Annotated in this window: 19 protein-coding genes; 9 read left to right on the top strand and 10 right to left on the bottom strand. The window is 38.3% G+C overall.

The annotated features are described in order from the left end of the window. Positions 1–17: 17 nt before the first annotated feature. Complete coding sequence (locus RB151_RS15675; RefSeq protein ID WP_042845264.1) at positions 18–773, bottom strand: Slam-dependent surface lipoprotein; 756 nt, start codon at positions 771–773, stop codon at positions 18–20. 445 nt (positions 774–1,218) lie between these two features. Between RB151_RS15675 and RB151_RS15670 the strand changes: the two genes are divergently transcribed. Continuing rightward, positions 1,219–1,842, top strand: a complete 624-nt coding sequence (locus RB151_RS15670) for an NAD(P)H-binding protein (protein WP_071548308.1) — start codon at positions 1,219–1,221, stop codon at positions 1,840–1,842. A gap of 17 nt (positions 1,843–1,859) precedes the next feature. Further along, entirely contained in the window at positions 1,860–2,051 is a 192-nt protein-coding gene (locus tag RB151_RS23755; RefSeq protein ID WP_225832987.1) for a hypothetical protein, read from the top strand. A 313-nt stretch (positions 2,052–2,364) separates the two neighbouring features. Here RB151_RS23755 and cfa read toward each other — a convergent pair whose 3' ends face one another. From cfa to RB151_RS15645, 4 genes are all read right to left on the bottom strand, one after another. Then, on the bottom strand, positions 2,365–3,528 hold the full coding sequence (gene cfa / locus RB151_RS15660) for a cyclopropane fatty acyl phospholipid synthase (protein WP_042845262.1): 1,164 nt from the start codon (positions 3,526–3,528) through the stop codon (positions 2,365–2,367). A gap of 443 nt (positions 3,529–3,971) precedes the next feature. Further along, a complete protein-coding gene (locus RB151_RS15655; protein ID WP_042845259.1) occupies positions 3,972–5,267 on the bottom strand; it encodes a cytosine deaminase in 1,296 nt (431 codons plus the stop codon). Beyond that, positions 5,260–6,507, bottom strand: coding sequence for a cytosine permease (codB, locus tag RB151_RS15650; protein WP_042845257.1), 1,248 nt, complete (start codon positions 6,505–6,507; stop codon positions 5,260–5,262). Before codB ends, RB151_RS15655 begins: the two co-directional genes overlap by 8 nt. Before the next feature lie 157 nt (positions 6,508–6,664). Continuing rightward, positions 6,665–7,552: a LysR family transcriptional regulator gene (locus RB151_RS15645; protein ID WP_042845255.1), complete on the bottom strand. Its 888-nt coding sequence runs from the start codon at positions 7,550–7,552 to the stop codon at positions 6,665–6,667. A 100-nt stretch (positions 7,553–7,652) separates the two neighbouring features. Here RB151_RS15645 and RB151_RS15640 point away from each other — a divergent pair, with 100 nt between their 5' ends. Further along, on the top strand, positions 7,653–8,096 hold the full coding sequence (locus tag RB151_RS15640; protein WP_042845253.1) for a PACE efflux transporter: 444 nt from the start codon (positions 7,653–7,655) through the stop codon (positions 8,094–8,096). 58 nt (positions 8,097–8,154) lie between these two features. Here RB151_RS15640 and dbpA read toward each other — a convergent pair whose 3' ends face one another. Next, on the bottom strand, positions 8,155–9,528 hold the full coding sequence (gene dbpA, locus RB151_RS15635; protein WP_048607997.1) for an ATP-dependent RNA helicase DbpA: 1,374 nt from the start codon (positions 9,526–9,528) through the stop codon (positions 8,155–8,157). 551 nt (positions 9,529–10,079) lie between these two features. Here dbpA and RB151_RS15630 point away from each other — a divergent pair. The 5 genes from RB151_RS15630 (at position 10,080) to RB151_RS15610 (ending at position 15,272) form a co-directional block, all read left to right on the top strand. After that, complete coding sequence (locus tag RB151_RS15630) at positions 10,080–11,225, top strand: trans-sulfuration enzyme family protein (RefSeq protein WP_042845250.1); 1,146 nt, start codon at positions 10,080–10,082, stop codon at positions 11,223–11,225. Between the two features lie 40 nt (positions 11,226–11,265). Next, positions 11,266–12,690 carry a Na+/H+ antiporter NhaC family protein gene (locus RB151_RS15625; protein ID WP_042845248.1) on the top strand — a complete coding sequence of 475 codons (1,425 nt, stop codon included), beginning with the start codon at positions 11,266–11,268 and terminating at the stop codon, positions 12,688–12,690. Between the two features lie 15 nt (positions 12,691–12,705). Further along, the gene (locus RB151_RS15620) at positions 12,706–13,701 is read left to right on the top strand and encodes a D-cysteine desulfhydrase (protein ID WP_071548307.1); all 996 of its coding nucleotides are present in this window, start codon (positions 12,706–12,708) and stop codon (positions 13,699–13,701) included. A gap of 64 nt (positions 13,702–13,765) precedes the next feature. Continuing rightward, positions 13,766–14,872 carry a trans-sulfuration enzyme family protein gene (locus tag RB151_RS15615; RefSeq protein WP_197679463.1) on the top strand — a complete coding sequence of 369 codons (1,107 nt, stop codon included), beginning with the start codon at positions 13,766–13,768 and terminating at the stop codon, positions 14,870–14,872. 55 nt (positions 14,873–14,927) lie between these two features. After that, positions 14,928–15,272, top strand: coding sequence for a DUF3088 family protein (locus RB151_RS15610; protein WP_052219313.1), 345 nt, complete (start codon positions 14,928–14,930; stop codon positions 15,270–15,272). A gap of 83 nt (positions 15,273–15,355) precedes the next feature. On the opposite strand, the gene dmsD is transcribed toward RB151_RS15610, so the two are convergent. From dmsD to RB151_RS15595, 4 genes are all read right to left on the bottom strand, one after another. After that, positions 15,356–15,973, bottom strand: coding sequence for a Tat proofreading chaperone DmsD (dmsD, locus tag RB151_RS15605; RefSeq protein WP_042845240.1), 618 nt, complete (start codon positions 15,971–15,973; stop codon positions 15,356–15,358). A 371-nt stretch (positions 15,974–16,344) separates the two neighbouring features. After that, the gene (locus tag RB151_RS15600) at positions 16,345–17,097 is read right to left on the bottom strand and encodes an energy transducer TonB (RefSeq protein WP_042845239.1); all 753 of its coding nucleotides are present in this window, start codon (positions 17,095–17,097) and stop codon (positions 16,345–16,347) included. A gap of 358 nt (positions 17,098–17,455) precedes the next feature. Further along, complete coding sequence (locus RB151_RS23360) at positions 17,456–17,623, bottom strand: hypothetical protein (RefSeq protein ID WP_155405740.1); 168 nt, start codon at positions 17,621–17,623, stop codon at positions 17,456–17,458. A 33-nt stretch (positions 17,624–17,656) separates the two neighbouring features. Beyond that, positions 17,657–18,127, bottom strand: a complete 471-nt coding sequence (locus RB151_RS15595) for a multidrug/biocide efflux PACE transporter (RefSeq protein WP_042845237.1) — start codon at positions 18,125–18,127, stop codon at positions 17,657–17,659. A 110-nt stretch (positions 18,128–18,237) separates the two neighbouring features. Between RB151_RS15595 and RB151_RS15590 the strand changes: the two genes are divergently transcribed. Beyond that, entirely contained in the window at positions 18,238–19,092 is an 855-nt protein-coding gene (locus tag RB151_RS15590) for a LysR family transcriptional regulator (protein ID WP_042845235.1), read from the top strand. Positions 19,093–19,154 lie beyond the last annotated feature (62 nt).

The raw sequence follows: 19,154 nt of genomic DNA, 5'->3' as shown, positions 1-19,154 counted from the left end.
CTAAATTGATTTACACGTTACTGGGAGATATCTCCTCGGCTCCCACCAAAGGCCATATCTTTACTTTGGTCGTTAAATTTAGTCACACCCGCTATATGTTTCGCTTGGTCGCCAAAGAAGTGACCGCGAGCTTCACCGACAGCGCCATTTAGCGTTGCATCCCCTGCGAAGGTTGCGTTATTTTTAATTTTGGCATCGATATTTGTGCTACCGATATTCCCTGCTAATGATTTGCTACCAAAGTTAGCCGTCAAAGTTCCCGTCGCTAGTGCACCGCCGTTGTATTGGCTAATCCCTTTCACTGAATATTCCGCAGTTCCTGCCGTTGGCATATTGCTAGTAACATCTTTACCTGAGTAATAAGCAGTATGTGTGGTGTCATTGACTTGGCCTGTTGATGACCATTCACCAAAGTAAATTTCAGCGTTGGCAACTTGTGCAAAATTGAATACGCCCATTTTGTTGTGTGTAGCTGGATTGCCAGGAGTATTAGGCATTGAAATCACATGGGCTTCATTTCCAGCTTGTTTTGGAGCCATTTTTGTTAAACCAGAAAAAGAAATAGTTTTGCCGCCATAGACAGCTTGAACTCCTATTCCAGGGTCACCAATTGCGCCACCATGGCCTCCAGCAGTACCTTCTGTGGCACCTACTTGTACGGAAGGGCCCGATGGATCAAAAGGCTGGCTTTGATCAGAACCGACAGCGGCGAAGGTACTAAAAGACATTCCGCATGCTGCGAATGCTAGAGCAATAACATTTAACTTTTTCATCGGAATACTCCATTTTAATTAAAGATAATAATGATATTACTAGTATGGTAATTATCATTTTTCTGATATATAACGGGTGTCATTAAATCAAATAAAAATATAAATGCAAATGATAATTCTTCGCATTAACATTGATATTATTATGGGTATCAATATGATAGGCTCGGTATTTGGTGTGTTAGCTATTGATATTAAAAATTTTTTTGTAAATTAATTGTTGTTTTATTTATTTTTCACTTAAAAAATTTTTAATAAAAAAGTTAGATTAGTCACATTTTAATGAATGTAAAAAATAGTATTTCACAATAAAACATTAAAATAAGTAATGTTTTATTGTGGGGGATAGGATGAAATAGACGGGCTAGGAGCAGTAGATTGATAATTTGATTAAATCAAAGTTGCATATTAATGAGTTACAGGCATAAAGATTGATAGGGGTACAAGAATGAGTCCTTGGTTAATTTTGGGCGCTGGTGGTAAAGGCGTCGGTAATATGGTTGCTAAACTGGCAGTTACGGATAAACGTCCTGTTATCGCAATAGTGCGTAATTCTCAATCAGCCGAAATGCTAGAAGATCAAGGCATACAGGTGTTTAGGGGTGATGCTTGTGATAAGGCCGTCGTTTCGGCAGCTTGCCAAGCAGCTGGCGCCTCAGCAACGGTTATTTCTACGATGGGGGGAACACAGGGTTATTTAGCTCACCGCACTGTAATTGATTGTGCCGAGCAGGCTGGTATATCTAGCATGGTTCTCGTGACATCGCTTGGATGCGGTGATTCATGGCAATATTTGTCTTTACGGGCACGTACCGTTTTTGGTCAAGCCGTGCGTGAAAAATCCCTTGCTGAATCATGGTTACAAACGAGCTCTCTCGATTATGTCATCGTTCGCCCTGGTGGTTTACTGCACGGACAAGCAACAGGAAAAGCGATATTACAACAAGTAGATGATGTTCACGGTTTAGTGATGCGGGCAGACGTAGCAGAACATGTTTATCTTCTAGCCCAACAAACTACGCTTAAAAATCAAATCTATAGCATAATTCAGCCAGAGCTGGCATTAGCTTAAACAGATAGTGGCCTTGCTTGGTCACTCAACACTGTAATAGCGATAATGATATCGTGACTATCGTGAATTATTTGTTCATTGTGTTGGACTCCACTAATTTCGAACATATTGTGCAGGCATTGGGGGAGCAAACCGAAAAACATAAGGAAACTATAATGAATATTGCACAGCGGTTACAGGATAAAGGTCGCCAAGAAGGTCTACTTTAAGGCATTGAGCGAGGGCGAGAAAAAAGAACGACAAGAGGCAACAATTGTTTTGGCAAGTAAGCTACTTAAACAAGGCATTAGCCTAGAAATTATTATGGAAAGCACGGGGTTAAGCTATGAAGTACTGGTTTCATTACAGTAGGGTTTTAGGCATTACTGGTCATTAAAGTGCAACATGATAAGGAAGAATATACAACAAAGCTTGCAACTGGTTGAACAATGGTTGAATGGGTAAAATAGGTATAAGCCAGAAAGCTCTGATGACAGAACTTTCTTTTAGCTTATTTTTGCAATCCTAATTCAATTTCAACATTTAGCGGGCAACACGTAAGCCACCTTCAACACCCTGTGGGCTCCAGAGAATTTGCCATAATTGAATATCGCGAGCTCGGAATGCACCAGCACACGCATTGAGGTAATAAGAAAACATACGCTTAAAACGAGGTGTATAATTAGCTTCAAGCTCAGGCCAAGCTGATTGAAAACGAGCATACCACGCCATCAGTGTATGGTCGTAATCCGCACCAAAATTGTGCCAATCCTCCATCACTAATTTGCCTTCACTACTTTCGCCAATATTTTGTATTGAGGGTAAACAGCCGTTTGGAAAGATATATTTATTGATCCACGCATCAACATTAACTTTATTGCGATTAGACCCAATGGTGTGAAGGAGAAATAAACCATTGGAGGCTAAATTACGTTGGACAACATCAAAATAGGTTGCGTAGTTTTTTGGCCCAACATGTTCAAACATACCCACTGAAACAATACGGTCGAATTGGTCATTAAGGTTTCGATAATCTTCTAATAAAATTTTGACATCCATATCAGCACAACGAGCCTGTGCATATTTTTGCTGTTCAGCTGAAATTGTGACACCAGTGACGGAAACGCCAAAATGTTTAGCTGCATAGGCAGCAAGACCCCCCCAACCACAGCCAATATCAAGTAACCGCATACCTGGTTTTAATTGTAATTTTTCACAAATTAAATTTAATTTTTGTTCTTGAGCTAGAGGGAGGTTTTCAGGGCTATGGTCTAAGCCTTTCCAGTAACCACAGGAATATTGCATGTAAGGGTCTAGCATCAAAGAAAATAAATCGTTACCTAGATCGTAATGCTCTTCACCAACGATACGAGCCCGTTTTAGGGTTTGTAAATTTCGCACTCGTGCTACAGCGACTTTCAACGTATCACTGAAATGATGGGGTAATTTGTTATCAAGCCCATGGCGTAAAACGCGCTGAAAAAACATATCCAACCGCTCGCAATCCCACCAGCCATCCATATAGCTTTCACCCAACCCTATTGAACCGTGTTGTAGGACACGTTTAAAGAATTGGTTATTATGAACTTGTATATCGAAAGGGCGGGAACCATTAATTTCAATGCCTGCTTCATTTAATAGCTCTGAAGCAATACGCCGCCAAGAGTCGATAGAGGCTTTCTGGTTAACTACATTTTCAGTACTCATCTGATCTCCAATTTTTGTCAAAGTGGGATTCAGAGAACTTTATTTGTGACGTATTCGCGGTACAGCAAAACAGGAATATTGACCACCACGGTATGACAGTCAGTGTATTAGCGTTATTGTTGCTATAAATAAAGCTCAAATCCAGTTTTAGATAACTCTTTAAAAAATATAAAACCTTCAGGTTTAATTTCAATAAAAATTGCACTTAATTTTTATAAATGGCACTTATAACCAAAAATAAGGGGTAACTAGACGTTTATTGCTTATCAAAAATTGTCAATATTTTATAGAAATCAACTATGTAAATAATAAGCTTAGTATATAAATATGGCAATGGTATGAAAGATGAACAGCAAATTTAAAATGGGGGGAATGAAATATAGGAAGACAGCTTAAATGGTTCACCTGTTGGCCACAGAGAACCATTTAAACGGCTAAATAACTTATTTAGTTCGATCTGAATAACCGTAATTGATAATTTCGGCTTGCTCAAGCTGGATTTGTGTTACCGCAGGTTGAGTATTGGCTATCACACGCCCATCACGGATAGAATAGCGAACAGGGACTTGTCGGCGTACCGCATCAAAACCATTTTCGGCAGGTAAAACTAGCAGGTTAGCCCGCTTCCCTTCACCAATACCATAGTCAGCTAAAGCCAATGTACGCGCACTGTATTCACTAATTAACTTCAGCCCATCATTGATTTGTTGATAACCCATTAACTGGCAAACATGTAACCCCATATGTAGCACTTGCAGCATATTTGCTGTACCGAGAGGATACCAAGGGTCAAATACATCATCGTGACCGAAGCAAACATTAATATCTGCTGCTAGCATCTCTTTAACACGTGTAATACCACGGCGCTTAGGGTAAGTATCAAATCGGCCTTGTAAGTGAATATTGACGAGTGGGTTCGCGACAAAGTTAATCCCTGACATTTTCAATAAACGGAATAAACGCGAAGTGTAAGCGCCATTATAGGAATGCATGGCAGTTGTATGACTAGCAGTCACACGAGCCCCCATCCCTTGTGCATGCGCTAATGCGGCTACGGTTTCCACAAAGCGTGATTGTTCGTCATCGATTTCGTCACAATGCACATCAATTAAGCGGTCGTATTTCTGAGCCAGTGCAAAGGTTTTATGTAACGACTCAACACCATACTCGCGGGTAAACTCAAAATGTGGAATTGCTCCTACCACATCTGCGCCTAAGCGTAATGCTTCCTCTAATAGGGCTTCGCCATTTGGATATGACAAAATCCCTTCTTGTGGAAAGGCGACAATTTGTAAGTCGACCCAAGGGGCGATTTCTTGCTTAACTTCTAACATGGCTTTCAGGGCTGTTAATGTGGGGTCAGAAACATCCACATGGGTACGAACATGTTGAATTCCATTAGCAATTTGCCATTTTAATGTTTGCCACGCTCGGCTTTTAACATCATTGTGAGTCAACATTGCTTTACGTTCAGCCCAGCGCTCAATACCTTCAAATAAGGTGCCTGATTGGTTCCAGCTAGGTTGCCCAGCAGTTTGCGTTGTATCTAAATGGATATGTGGCTCAACAAAGGGAGCAGTCACTAAACCACCTTCAGCATCCAAGCTTTCAGGCAATATTTCCCCGGCGGGTTGTGGCACAATGGCTTGAATTTTTTTGTTTTCGATATCAATGCGCCATAGTCCATCACGTTCTGCTAAATGGGCATTATGAATATGTTTGAAAGTTTGATTAAGCACGTGTCATCTCCGAGTCTGTTGTGCGGCGGCGATTTAATAATGGGTTAAGAACAGCGTAACATAATGCGCCACCGAGCACGGCATTAACTGGGACAATCCCAGGTAAATAATTACCTGCAATGACACCAGCAGCAACGGCCAATAATGCACTAACGTTAACATCACGCATTTTATTGCTATCGAAGGTGCTATAACGGTGACGATACATTAAGAAATCTGCAATGATAATTCCCCCAATTGGAGGAATAGCGGCAGATAAGAAAGTGAGCCAACCAACAAAATTATTATATAGCCATAAAGCACATAAAGTACCTATTAAGCCGTTGATGATAGATAAGGTTTTGCTGGATAGCCCCGTAATATTTGCAAAGCCTAAGCCAGATGCGTAGAGGGCATTATCATTGGTAGTCCATATATTTAGCCCTAAAACAATAATTGCGGGTAATAAAAGTCCTTGAGCAATCATAACATCAGAAATGTCTGCCATACCCAATGAAGCGGCTCCTGCCGCGCCAAAGATAAACATTAATGAATTACCAAGGAAAAAGGCAACAATGGCGACGAGGACGGCGATTTTTGGCCTACGACCAAAGCGAACAAAATCAGCAGTTAATGTGCCTGCACTCACAAAAGACCCTACGACCATGGCTAATGCAAGGTTAAAATCAATTGGTTTTGTCGGGGTAATTGATTGTAAAGCATTCATGCCCCCCATATCAGTAACCGCAAGATAAACGGAATAGCTGCCCAGTATGGCGATAGCAGGGACAGCAACGACAGAAAGAACCGTAAGTGCAGAAATACCGAAAATAACAGTCACCGTCATTAAGACCCCTGAAATACCAATTAGCCAATTAATATCCCAACCAGTAGCTTTCCCGACAGGAATTGCAAACATAGCAACTCCAACACCAAACCAGCCGACTTGGGTGCCGCCTAATAAGAAAGAAGGAAGCCAAGAACCTTTGATACCAAAAGAATAGCGTGCAAGGAGGTGGGTTGTTAAGCCAGTTTTAGAACCGATAAAACCAAGAAATGCGGTGTAGATACCAAGAAGAAGATTACCGATGAGTACTGCGAGGAAGAAATCATGAAAATCAAGACCGGTACCAAGAGCGCCTCCGGTCCACATACTGGCGGAAAAGAAGGTTAATCCTAGCATTACAAAGGTTAATGCTAGCCCGCCTTTTCGCGCGGATATGGGCACGGGGCCATGACTATAATTTTTATCTTCGCTCACGATAGTCTCCAATTATTTTTTCAGGGCAAAAAAATCCGACGCATTTTATAGCCAGAAAAATAAAAAGCAAACGTTTTCGTTGGTGGTATTAAAATAATTAATCTATTAAAAAGCAATTTAATTTAAGGAAATAAGTCAGAAGGGGTCATGAAAATTTTTATGTAAGATGTGTTTTTTTCAGTAATTCAATGCATTCTTGTGCGCCGCGTTTAAGTGCATGGCTCTTTAAGCTAACCACATGAATAGGGAGCTTCAAACCATTAGGCGTATTTTTAAACTGTAACGGCTTTAAAGTCCCTGTCGCTAGCTTATCTTTAATCAGGGACAAGGGAAAATTCCCCCAGCCCATGCCCCCTTCGACTAAGCCTAGTGCTAGGGAAAAGCTATCTGTTTTCCAATAGTTGCTGGAAACAACAATGCGCATATCACTGAGCTCGTGCTGCCGGCTACCAATAATAATTTGTCGGCTTTCGACGAGGTCTTCAATATAAAGTGAAGTTCTTTCTTGCAAAGAAGGGTGCTTTGTCGAAATAGTCGCAATAATAGACTCCTCGCCAATATAATGAAATTGTTCTTGAGAGTTAACATGTATTCCACCAAATACAATAGCGAGCTGGAGTTGTTTTTTATGTAGTAGTGGTAATAGGTCATCTTGGGGCGCGGTGACAAGTTCAATATGTAACAAGGGATATCGTTGGCTTAAAACACGTAGAGCATCAAAGAGTATATTTGAATTAATACCTGCCGCAACACCTATAGCCAGAGTGCTTTCTACCCCTTGGGTCAACTCTCTGGAAAATGTATTAAGTTGTGATAAGTTTTCAATAATATGGCGTGCATAGGGGGCTAATGAAAGGGCTTTCTCTGTCGGTTTGGGCTCACGGGAGTGACGATCAAATAGCTCAAAACCCAATTCTGCTTCAAGATTAGCTATTGCCATACTGACTGCCGAGGGGACTCGTTGTAATGATCTTGCAGCGGCAGAAAATGAGCCTTTGTCTAGAACAGTGAGGAAAATAATAAGATTGTCACTATTGAATGACATGGTAGACCTTTCAATAAAATTGATAGTAGCTGACTTTTATTATCATTGAATTATATTTATTTTACCACCTATTGATGACGATATATTTAGAGGTGGAGATATGCAGGGAATTAAACGGAAAATTGTGTTTGTTACTATCTATGAAGTTGTTGGGTGGGTGATTTCAGCGCTAGCACTGGCCTTTCTTTCAGGGAATTCAGCGGGAACAACAGGGCCATTAGCATTGGTGATAACTACGATTGCTGTTAGTTGGAATTTTATTTTTAATACAGGGTTTGAATATTGGGAGTCAAAACAAAAATCACGAATTAGAACCTTTAGGCGCCGGTTTGTGCATGCCATATTATTTCAATTAACACTGGTAATTTTTTTAATACCGTTAATTGCATGGTGGCTCTCGATTAGTCTTTTACAGGCGTTAATACTTGATTTTGCATTAATTATTTTTATCCCAATTTATACTTTCTTTTTTAATTGGGCTTTCGATAAAATTTTTGGGTTGCCTAAATCAGCTCTGCCACAAGATAATAAAGCCGTATCATAAAACAAATAGCGTGTTTCCTTCCTTTTTTATTGCGGAAGGAAACACAAATTGCCCAATATTATTTTAGTAACCTAACCTTAACCGCTTTGCCTTTAATTTTCCCTTGTTGCAATTGTTTCCATGCTTGTTGAGCAACAGAGCGTTTGACGGCAACATAGGCATGGGTAGGATGGATAACAATTTTACCAATATCATCGCTTACTAAACCGACATCACCAGTTAGTGCTCCTAAAATATCGCCTGGGCGCATTTTGGCCTTTTTGCCGCCATCAATACACAATGTTGCCATTGTTGCTTCTAATGGTGTGATATGAAGCCCCTCAGGCTCAGCGTGCCAATTGAGCTTCATATTTAGCATTTCTTCGAGCACGTTAGCGCGTTGAGCTTCTTCAGGTGCACATAAGCTAATTGCTAGGCCGCTTTCTCCTGCTCTTGCAGTTCGGCCAATGCGGTGAATATGCACTTCTGGGTCCCATGACAATTCATAGTTAATCACCATTTCTAATGCTTTGATATCTAACCCACGGGAAGCAACATCTGTTGCGACTAAAACGCGGCTACTGCTATTGGCAAAACGTATTAGAGTCTGGTCGCGGTCACGTTGTTCCATGTCACCATGTAGTACTAAAACACTCTGTTTACTCTCTGTTAGAGCGTCAAATACGGCTTGGCAATCTTTTTTAGTATTGCAAAAAATTACGCAGGATGCAGGTTGCTCACGGCTTAATAATTTTTGCAATAGGGCTATCTTCCCATGACGTGAAACTTCATAGAACTGTTGTTCGACAGCGGGTAATTCGTCAATGCTATTAATTTCAATAGCTTGTGGTTCGTGCTGGATTTGCTGACTGATACGTGCGATTTCATCTGGCCAAGTTGCTGAAAATAATAAGGTTTGACGATTCACTGGGGAGTAATCAATCACGGTTTCTATGTCAGGCATAAAACCCATATCTAACATTCTATCAGCTTCATCTAACACTAGAGTCTGCAAAGCATCTAACTGAACGGTTTCACGGTTTAAATGGTCAAGTAAACGGCCCGGCGTTGCGACAATGATATGTGCAGCATGGGCGAGGGAATCCCGTTGTATGCTAAATGGGACGCCACCACACAGGGTTAAAATCTTAATATTAGGAATTGCACGTGCTAGCCGACGTAGTTCGTTTGCCACTTGCTCTGCGAGTTCACGAGTAGGGCATAAGACTAATGATTGTGTTTTAAACAACTTAGCATCGATATGTTGCAATAACCCCAGACCAAACGCTGCGGTTTTGCCACTCCCCGTTTTAGCCTGTGCTCGAATATCTTTTCCGGCAAGGATTGGCGGAAGGGCGGCGGCTTGGATAGGGGTCATACTGAGATAACCTAATTCTTGTAGGTTAGAAAGTTGTTCAGCAGAAAGAGCGTTAAGGTCAGCAAATGAAGTCACTATAAAATCTCAAATAGAATAAAAGGCTAATGATGCTAATGATACTATCCTAGCGTTGCGCTGTCTGTTTTTAATTCTGAATACTTAACTAGAATAGTTAATCCAATGATCTATTTTAATTTTAAAGCAAAGAGAATAAAATTCTCTTAAACCCATGTTCAGTAGTATTGATAGAGGGGGAATAAGCAAATCCCCTAAGAAATAAGTTAAATTTATTTAAATATTGATACTGATTGATTACATGTGACACTGATATATTTAACTTCTCACATACATTTATTGTTTGTTTTTAATTGGTTATAGCTTATTTGCTGCCTTTTTTCTATTCGTTAAGTGACTAAATAATAATATTGTGACGCTGAACTCATTTATTGTAATTATAGTAATTTATTGATTTTTAATGTTATTAAACTCAGTTTAGAAAAATTTTCTCTTAATTTGCAACATGTCATCAATTTTTAGAAAAAATTTTCTATTTCTCTGTGGCATATTCCTTTTAGCAACAAATATAAATATATCGTTCTTTATTTTACTATTACTGGGTTTAGATAATGACTAAGAATATCGCTACAATTTTAATTCATGGTGGAAAGCAGCAAGATGCAGTTAATCACGCTATTTTCCCTGCAATTACAACGGCCAGTACTTTTGTTCAACAAAGCTTAACAGATCATGGAGAATATTGTTATTCACGTTGTAGTAACCCAACACGTTATGCATATGAAACCTTACTAGCTGAAATTGAAGGTGGGGTTTATGCAACGGCAACCGCCTCAGGTGTTGCCGCTTCGAGCTTAGTATTAAACTTATTACCTAAAGATTCGCATATTATTGCGATGAAAGGGGTTTATGGTGGAACGTTTAGGTTATTTGAACGCGTCTCAACATTAAATTGTGGGCACCAAATAGACTATGTTGACCTTAATAATCTGGAAGAAGTTAAAGCAAAAATAAAAGAAAACACCCGTTTAATTTGGATAGAAAGCCCAACAAACCCATTATTAGAATTAGTTGATATTAAAGCAATTTGTTCATTAGCTAAAAAGCATCATATTTTAACTTGTGTTGATAATACATTCGCTACGGCATGGAATCAAAAACCGTTGGAATTAGGTGCTGATTTAGTGATGCTATCGGCGAGTAAATATATAGGTGGCCACTCTGATTTAATTGGTGGTGCAGTGATTACTCAGAGTGATGAGCTAGCGAATCGTCTAGATTTTTTGAAAACCACACTAGGCGCGATTGCTTCTCCTTTTGATGCGTATCTAGCTTTACGTGGACTTAAAACATTAGCACTTCGCATGTCAGCACAATGCTGTAACGCAGAACAAGTTGCAAAATATTTATCTACACACCCAAAGGTTGAACAAGTTTATTACCCAGGGCTGTCTTCGCATCCACAATATGAACTATGTAAAAAACAAATGCGTACTGGTGGGGCGGTCGTCACGATTAAATTAAAAGGCGATATTGAAGATACAAAGTATTTCTTATCTAAAGTGAAGTACTTTGTATTAGCTGAGTCTCTTGGTGGTGTAGAAAGTATGGTGAATCATTCTGCAACTATGTCCCATGGCTCAATGACAAAAGAAGAAAGAGAAAGTATTGGTGTTTATGATACGACATTACGTTTATCTGTAGGCATTGAAGATATTACTGACTTATTAAATGATTTAGAAAACGCATTATCTTAATTTATTAAAATCACAATAAAATATAATAAGAGAGCATCTAATGAATGATTATGGGATTTGGACTATTGTCACGCCAATGGTGACAATACTTTTAGCCATTTTTACACGACAAGTTATATTATCATTATTACTGGGAATATTAGTCGGTTTTACCGTTATACATGATCACAATATATTATTAGGTGTGAATGGGACACTTGATGGTATTATTAATACGTTTGCTTCACCAGGGAATACAAAAACAATTCTATTTATGGTAATGATTGGCGGTATTATGCGACTGGTTGTTGTTACTGGGGGCGTAAAATCACTGGTTAGGTTATTAACGAATAAAACAAAATTAATTAAAAATAAAAAAGCCGTTCAATTAATGGCGATGATTATAACCTCATTAATTTTTATCGAAAGTTCGATTAATCAATTAATCGCAGGGGCTTCAACTAAAACACTAGCTAAAAAATACGGCGTATCGCCTGAGAAAATGTCATATATTGTTCAAACATCCTGTGTTTCAGTTTGTTCTTCAGCCATGATTAACGGTTGGGGGGCGGCAATGATGGGGGTGATTGGCGTACAAATATCCAAAGGTTTCATCACAGGAGAACCATTTGAAATTTTAGCGAGCTCAATGGTATTTAATATCATGGCGTGGTTTTCTTTAGCATCAGTATTGTTTTATATCTTCTCTAATACATCTTGGGGGCCAATGAAAAAAGCCGATTTACGTGCGCAAGAACAGGCTTTGACAATGTTGGCGGCAGAAGAAACAGAACAGGATGATGAAGATATTATTGACCACCCTAACTGCCATACATCCCTTAATTTCTTTATTCCTATTCTATCTACAGTATTAATGGTACCTCTTGCGCTTTATATCACTGGTAATGGCGATTTTAGCAAAGGTAGTGGCTCAACTTCGGTATATTGGGGCGTCATGTTTGGAACTTTAGTTTCTTTTGTTTGGTTCTTAGCTCGTCGTGTATTGAACATTGAGACTTTTTTTAAAGAACTGTATATCGGCTATGCCAGCATGGTCAAAATTAGCTCTGTGATGATTTTGGCATTTTTAATGGGGACCGTATCTTCAGATTTAAATACCGGGGCCTATATTGCAGAAATTACATCAGGGGTTATTTCACCTGCATTTTCAATAGGGTTTATTTTCTTAATTAGTGCGGTGATGTCTCTTGCAACGGGAACATCATGGGGAACATTTGCCATTATGATCCCGATTGGCGTTCAACTAGGGATTTCCGTCGGTATGCCTATTGAATATATGATTGGTGCAGCTATTGCGGGTTCTATTTATGGCGATATGACTTCTCCAATATCCAGTGATGCGATTGTGGCTTCAATGGCAACGGATTGCGACCATATTGAACATATTCGTACTCAAATGCCTTATGCCACCGTAACAGCTGTCTTTGCGTTAATGGTTTATCTCTATTTAGGTTTTACTTATTAGCGGGATACGTTAAAAATGAATTTTCAAGAAAAAATCTCGGCTATTACCAAAATAGATTTACTTCATGGGGTAACTCCCTTAATGAAATTACATAATATTTCAGAGTATCTAGGCCGTGATATTTATATTAAACGTGATGACATGACCCCCCTTGCTATGGGGGGAAATAAACTTCGTAAATTAGAATATCTTTTTGCAGATGCATTGAGTAAAAAAGCCAAGGTTATCGTTACCGCGGGGGCTATTCAATCTAATCATGTTCGCCAAACAGCAGCTATTGCTGCAATGTATGGCTTACAGTGTGTTGCACTATTAGAAAACCCAATACGAAGCCATAATTCACTATTTTTGAATAATGGAAATAAGCTGCTAACCGACTTATTTAATGCGGATTGTTATTTTTGTGATGAACTGACAGACCCAAATACACAACTGCAGGAACTTATTGAAAAACTAAATTTGCAAGGTAGTTATATTATTCCTGTAGGTGGTTCAAACGTATTAGGGTCAATAGGTTATGTCAATTGTGCTTTAGAAATTGTGCAGCAAAAACCAAAAGAAATCGAGTTTGCGGCTGTAATTGTGGCCTCAGGGAGTGCTGGAACACATGCGGGGTTGGCAGTTGGTTTACAAGCGTTTTTACCACATACCCCAGTCATAGGGGTTACAGTTTCTCGCACGGTAGAACAACAAAAACCTAAAGTTGAATATTTACTTAATCAACTTGCCGTGCAATTTAATCTTTCAGCATTACCTGAAATTAAATTATGGGATCAATATTTTGCCCCTTGTTATGGAATGCCTAATGATAAAGGCCAACAAGCAGTTGAACTATTGGCGAGAAAAGAAGGGATTTTACTTGACCCTGTTTATACAGGCAAAGCAATGGCAGGGTTAATTGATAATATTTTAAAAGAAACGATTGGTGGCAATCAGCCATTACTCTTTATTCATACTGGCGGTTCACCCGCTATGTTTGCTTACTCTGAAATTAATGTGGCAAGTATTTAAATATACTTATTAATAATGCGATTTACTTATGAAAATTAATACCAAAGTTATACATGGTTACCCGATGACAGATAAATATACTGGAAGTTCGTCTATTCCGTTATATCAATCATCGACTTATTCTCAATCGGATATTGAAGAAAATTATTCCTATATTTATTCACGTTTTTCTAACCCTACTAGAGATGCATTAAGTGATGCTATCTGTGCGATTGAAAATGCCAAGTATGCTGAAATTTTTTCCTCCGGAATGGCAGCAATTAGTGCTATTTTGTTGAGTTTTAGCCATGGTGACCATATTGTTGCTTGCAAAAGTATTTATGGCGGGTCGTTTCAATTAATGACTGAATTTTTACCAAGATATGGTATTTCAGTGACATTTGTTGATGCAACAAACCCGCAAAATTATGCGGATGCAATTAAAAAGAATACCAAGGCTTTTTATATTGAAACTCCATCAAACCCAACATTACAGGTGATAGATTTAATCTCAGTGATCCGTATTGCAAAAGAAAAGCAACTCATCACAATTTGTGATAATACGTTTATGACACCGTTATTGTCTGATGTGATTTCATTAGGTATTGATTATTCGATTAATAGCGCTACAAAGTTTATTAATGGCCATAGCGATGTGATTTTAGGAACGGCAGCAACAAACAACCCCGAATATGCTAAATTGCTACATAAATCTGCGGTAGCTATTGGTAGTATTGCTGCACCTTTTGATAGCTGGTTAACCATGCGTGGGTTGAAATCGATGGCGATGCGAGTTGAAAGATCTAGTGAAAACGCACAAAAGCTTGCTGAATATTTGCATAAACATCCTAAAGTTGAGCAAGTATTTTATCCAGGTCTACCCTCTCATCCAAATTATGATATTCATATGCGGCAATCTAAAAATGGGGGAATGGTTGTTTCTTTTGATTTAGGCAGTTATGAGAATGTGAAATTATTTTTAGATACAATTCGCATACCATTAGTTGCCGTGAGTTTAGGGGGGATAGAATCTATCGTTTCTTATCCTAGGATCATGTCTCATGCTTGCATACCTGAAGAAGAACGCCTATTACAAGGTGTTACTGAAGGGCTTTTGCGTTTCTCATTAGGTTGTGAAGATATTGAAGACATTATTGCAGATGTTGATATTGCACTTGCTCAAATAAAGTAACAATAATGCCTAATAGTTTATTTTGGTTTACTCATCAGTTCAATTAGGTAACATTATGAAATGTAAATTATATCTTTTAAATATGGGTTTTTCAGATAAAAATTATGAAGGTGAAGTATTTTATTGCCCTGATTGCACAATGTTAGAAGGCATTCTTGCTAAGAACACTAATTTAAGGGAATTTATTGATGTGGTCTATATTGGTTTTGAAAAACCTAGACAAGAACTGATCACTGTTATCGGGGATGTGAACCAATCTTTGCCTGTGCTGGTATTGCCTGAAGGGATTAGTTCGGTACATCAAACGGGGGTTTACAATAATACTGCTTATATTTCTGACTTGGACAAAATTATCCTGTTCTTAAATGATGCCTACCATATACCTAAAAAACACCCATAGTATAATAATAGCCCTAAATATACCCTGATTTAGGGCTATTATTCACACGTATTTATTTTCTATTCAAATAGCTATTGAAACAACTAAAGGTAAATTTCTTTATTTATCGGATTTAATTGGATAGCTTGCTGTATGTATTTTAAAGTTTCATTCGCTAATAGTGCAGTTGCTTCATAAAAAGCATGGCCACTTTGTAATTGCATTTTCTCTAAATAACGATAAGCCCAGGGTAACAAATGCATTTCTAATAGGCCCCGTAATAGCTCGGGTTTATTTTCAACAACCCAAGCAGTGAGTAACAATAATAAACCAATATGATCTTCTGGTTCATTTTGATTTAATTCAATATTAATTTGGTTATTGCGTAGCCAAGCCCTTAGTTCAAGGGTGGATATACCAAAAACACTATTTTCCTTATCAAGGTAAACAGAGCCCCAAGGTGGTACGGGAAGCGCATCAGGGCCAATAAATAAGCGCTGATAAGCTTCTTGTAATGTTTCTTGCTCATTTAAGCTATCTTGAAAGCGTTTATCAATACGTTGGCAATCATAGATATTATTGAAAGGCCACTCAGATTGCCATTCACTTGAGCTAAATAAGTGAATTAATTTATTTACACGGGCATCAGAAGGGTTATAACTAAATAATGCGCCAAGAGTTTGTGCGCAAAGTGAAAAATCCGCCAGTAGTTTTTGTTCCATATTGATCCACTTGATATATTGATTTCGCTTTTTAAGCCGATCGTAACCAAACATCAGGCTTTTGTCGATGATAACAAGAAATAAGCTTTTTCTCGTTCTATATAAACAGTATTAGGTAATGATTACCCCGCAATAGCCTTGGCAACAATCATCTGTAGCCTGTAGAGAATTTCACTACTGATTAGTTCATCATACACGATTAATAAAACAGCATTAGAAAGCCTATTCTCAACGGTTTTTTCATTTTTATGTATAGTAAAGCCAAACAGCTAAACCCAATGATAATCAGGCTGTTCACTATTCAATATATTGCAGGCATTAACAGCATAGTAACTCATATCACGATAGCGGGTTATTAGCTTTATTTAGCGTTAATTAAATTCAATATTAAGGGTAATTGATTGAGCAAAGCCCGCTGGTGGCTTACCTACTGAGCGGCTTTTTTGTACCGCTGTTAATGCGGCATTGTCTAATAATTCGTTTCCAGAACTACTCGCTAAGCGTACTAAACTAATTTCTCCCGTTTGGCTTAATTGGAACTGAACTGTGCTGACACCTCGACTTTTCATTTTTTTAGCTCTACGTGGATATTGTTTATTGCGTTCAATTTCTTGACGTAATTTTTCACGATAGGAACTTATTAATTGACTGTCTATATTACTAGGGGCTTGTTGTGTTTTGTGGCTTTTATTTCCCAAGGATAAGGACGTCACTTGACCACCTGCTTTTTGCTGTTGGGCAATTTCAGTGTGTAGAGGTGTTTTTTTCTCTACTGGCTTCTTAGGCGTCTCTGTATTTTTAACCATTGTAGATGTTGTTGGTTTAACCGGTTCTTTGACGGTTTTTTTTATTTCTTTTTGTTTTTTAGGGACGACAATAGTGGCTTTTTCCACCACAGTGTCTAACTTTATTTTACTAAGGATAGCGTGGGCTTGTGCTATTTCTTCAGGTTGAGTTTCTTGAGCGGCCTGAGTCAGTGCAATAGAAATAACTGGAGCATCCTGCAACGCTTGGTTTTTCTGAGATTGAGATAATGATTGAGTCGTTATATAAATAAAATACCCGATAACTAAAATATGCAATGTTATCGACAGAATAAAAGTAAGTAGTTTTTGACTCATCATAAGACCTCGGTATTCTTTCAGTTAAAGCCAAAAAGGTAACGGCTAAACGTGTTTAAGATAAGTAATTGCTAACATTGCTTTAAGGTTATAAGGGGTAAAAGAATTCATTTGGTTATAAATCATAAGATAATATGATGTTTTATTTTATGTTAATGATTATCAATTGCAAATGCAAGTTGTTGTCATTATCGTGAGGTACGTCGTGGTTTCTCAGTTTTATAGTGTCATTAAAGTAATTAACAGCAGATAAAGTGGGGATATTTATTTCTCTATTAAAACAAAAAGGCTTAGCAAATAACTAAACCTTGATGAAATGACTTATATGATAAATTATGACTGTTAATAGTATCTTATTATCTTATTTAGTTTTACTCCGGATTAAATGTTGTTCCATGGCATAAATTGTCGCAGAGGATTGGTTATTCTGTGTAAAACTAAGCGCTACCGCTGCTTTCTCATGGCTATCCATTTCTCCAAAGTTTTTTGCAATGATAGCTAATATCGGGTCACTATTTGACAACGACACCGAACATGTTTCGTGTTCGGTGTCGTTGCTGAACTATGTACGTTTTATGGCTGGCTTAATCGAGTTTGATTGGTTTTCTTGGTTAGTAAACCAACGGTCACGCAAAATGTCATAGAGTAGGTTAAATGCATAAGTGTAAAATAAGAAAAAAGCGAAGAAGCCAATCTCAAGTAAAAATGCATCCCATAAAGTCATTTTTAGGAGTACTGCCAGTATCGGTAGGCCGAGGATCACAAAACTTAATTCGAAACCAACAGCATGGGCAATACGTACTTTAGTTGGGCGTAGCCCTTTAGAAAGAGGCCAGTAGAGGTCAAATAGCATGTTATAGAATAGGTTTAATAACATGGCGAGTGTCGATAATATAATCGCGACGGTACCCATTTGGAAAATTGAGCGTCCTAAAATCCATGCACTGACCGGAGCAGTTATCGCGATTGCGATGATTTCAAATGAAACTGCATGAAAAATTCGTTCAGTTAATGTTTTTGTCTGCTTGCTCATAACTACCTCAAATATATAGCTATCTAATATGTTATAAAAAAAACAGGTGCAATTATTTGCTATTTTATATATATATACAAAATGGCAGCCATCGGAAAAATCGATACCTTATGAACTATTCTATAGAAACATTGCGTACCTTTGTGGAAGCCGCTGCACTGAAATCGTTCTCTGCGGCAGCGAGAAAGCTTAATAAAAGCCAATCGACAGTGAGTACGACTATTAGTGGTTTTGAAGATGATATGGGGTTTGCTTTATTTGATAGGCAAGGGCGTGAATCAACACTGACTTTTGCTGGAAGAAAGGTATTAAGTCTAGTTGAGGATATCTTATCAGCTGATGAACGATTACAAGCCTTGAGAGTTGAATTGTCACCTGATATTGAACCACGGTTAAGTTGTGCTTTTTCAGATATTTATCAACCTCCACACGCAGAGCATGTATTAACAATATTAGATAGACAATTTCCTCATATTGAATTTGAATTCTTAATAGCCGAAAACAATGATGTCATTGAAATGATCCAAAATCAGCAGGCTCATGTTGGCATGATGGAGTCACGAATCGAATATCCTGCTGATATTTCATTTTCACGTTTACCTGTTCAAGGGGAGCTAGGGTTGTATGTGTTAGCTAGCCATCCGTTAGCAAAAGAAAAACAAATTACCTATCAACATCTCACGACGACACGTCAACTACGGTTAAGTAGCAGCAGTGAAACCGTCATTAACAGCGAAAAAAACTGGCTGGCTCCCAATTATTTGTTGTTACTAGAAATGGCTGAACAAGGGACTGGCTGGGCAATACTACCCACTTGGTTAGTCAAGCAATTCGGTCATGGTCTATTGGTGAGCCTTAATTATGACCTATGGCCGCGTAAAATTAATGTAGATTTAGTGTGGTCTAAGCATAATCCACCGGGTAAAGCGGGATATTGGTTGATCAATAAATTGTTAAATAGTTAGGATTGAATATATTTATTCTAATTAATTTGTAATTGTTGGTATAACTGTAATTTATTTAGAAC

Origin of the sequence: Providencia rettgeri, from assembly GCF_001874625.1 — a bacterium.
Taxonomy (GTDB): domain Bacteria; phylum Pseudomonadota; class Gammaproteobacteria; order Enterobacterales; family Enterobacteriaceae; genus Providencia; species Providencia huashanensis.
The sequence above is the reverse complement of the archived record's forward strand: the minus strand, read 5'-3'. Positions and strand labels throughout refer to the sequence as shown.

What these genes read in the sequence shown, in the direction of transcription:
- RB151_RS15595 (WP_042845237.1), bottom strand. Translation starts at nt 18,127, where the DNA reads ATGAGCAAGCAGACAAAAACATTAACTGAACGAATTTTTCATGCAGTT.
- RB151_RS15630 (WP_042845250.1), top strand. Translation starts at nt 10,080, where the DNA reads ATGACTAAGAATATCGCTACAATTTTAATTCATGGTGGAAAGCAGCAA.
- RB151_RS15615 (WP_197679463.1), top strand. Translation starts at nt 13,766, where the DNA reads ATGACAGATAAATATACTGGAAGTTCGTCTATTCCGTTATATCAATCA.
- RB151_RS15590 (WP_042845235.1), top strand. Translation starts at nt 18,238, where the DNA reads ATGAACTATTCTATAGAAACATTGCGTACCTTTGTGGAAGCCGCTGCA.
- RB151_RS15645 (WP_042845255.1), bottom strand. Translation starts at nt 7,552, where the DNA reads ATGTCATTCAATAGTGACAATCTTATTATTTTCCTCACTGTTCTAGAC.
- RB151_RS15625 (WP_042845248.1), top strand. Translation starts at nt 11,266, where the DNA reads ATGAATGATTATGGGATTTGGACTATTGTCACGCCAATGGTGACAATA.
- RB151_RS15640 (WP_042845253.1), top strand. Translation starts at nt 7,653, where the DNA reads ATGCAGGGAATTAAACGGAAAATTGTGTTTGTTACTATCTATGAAGTT.
- dmsD (WP_042845240.1), bottom strand. Translation starts at nt 15,973, where the DNA reads ATGGAACAAAAACTACTGGCGGATTTTTCACTTTGCGCACAAACTCTT.
- RB151_RS15675 (WP_042845264.1), bottom strand. Translation starts at nt 773, where the DNA reads ATGAAAAAGTTAAATGTTATTGCTCTAGCATTCGCAGCATGCGGAATG.
- RB151_RS15670 (WP_071548308.1), top strand. Translation starts at nt 1,219, where the DNA reads ATGAGTCCTTGGTTAATTTTGGGCGCTGGTGGTAAAGGCGTCGGTAAT.
- RB151_RS15610 (WP_052219313.1), top strand. Translation starts at nt 14,928, where the DNA reads ATGAAATGTAAATTATATCTTTTAAATATGGGTTTTTCAGATAAAAAT.
- RB151_RS15620 (WP_071548307.1), top strand. Translation starts at nt 12,706, where the DNA reads ATGAATTTTCAAGAAAAAATCTCGGCTATTACCAAAATAGATTTACTT.
- cfa (WP_042845262.1), bottom strand. Translation starts at nt 3,528, where the DNA reads ATGAGTACTGAAAATGTAGTTAACCAGAAAGCCTCTATCGACTCTTGG.
- RB151_RS15600 (WP_042845239.1), bottom strand. Translation starts at nt 17,097, where the DNA reads ATGATGAGTCAAAAACTACTTACTTTTATTCTGTCGATAACATTGCAT.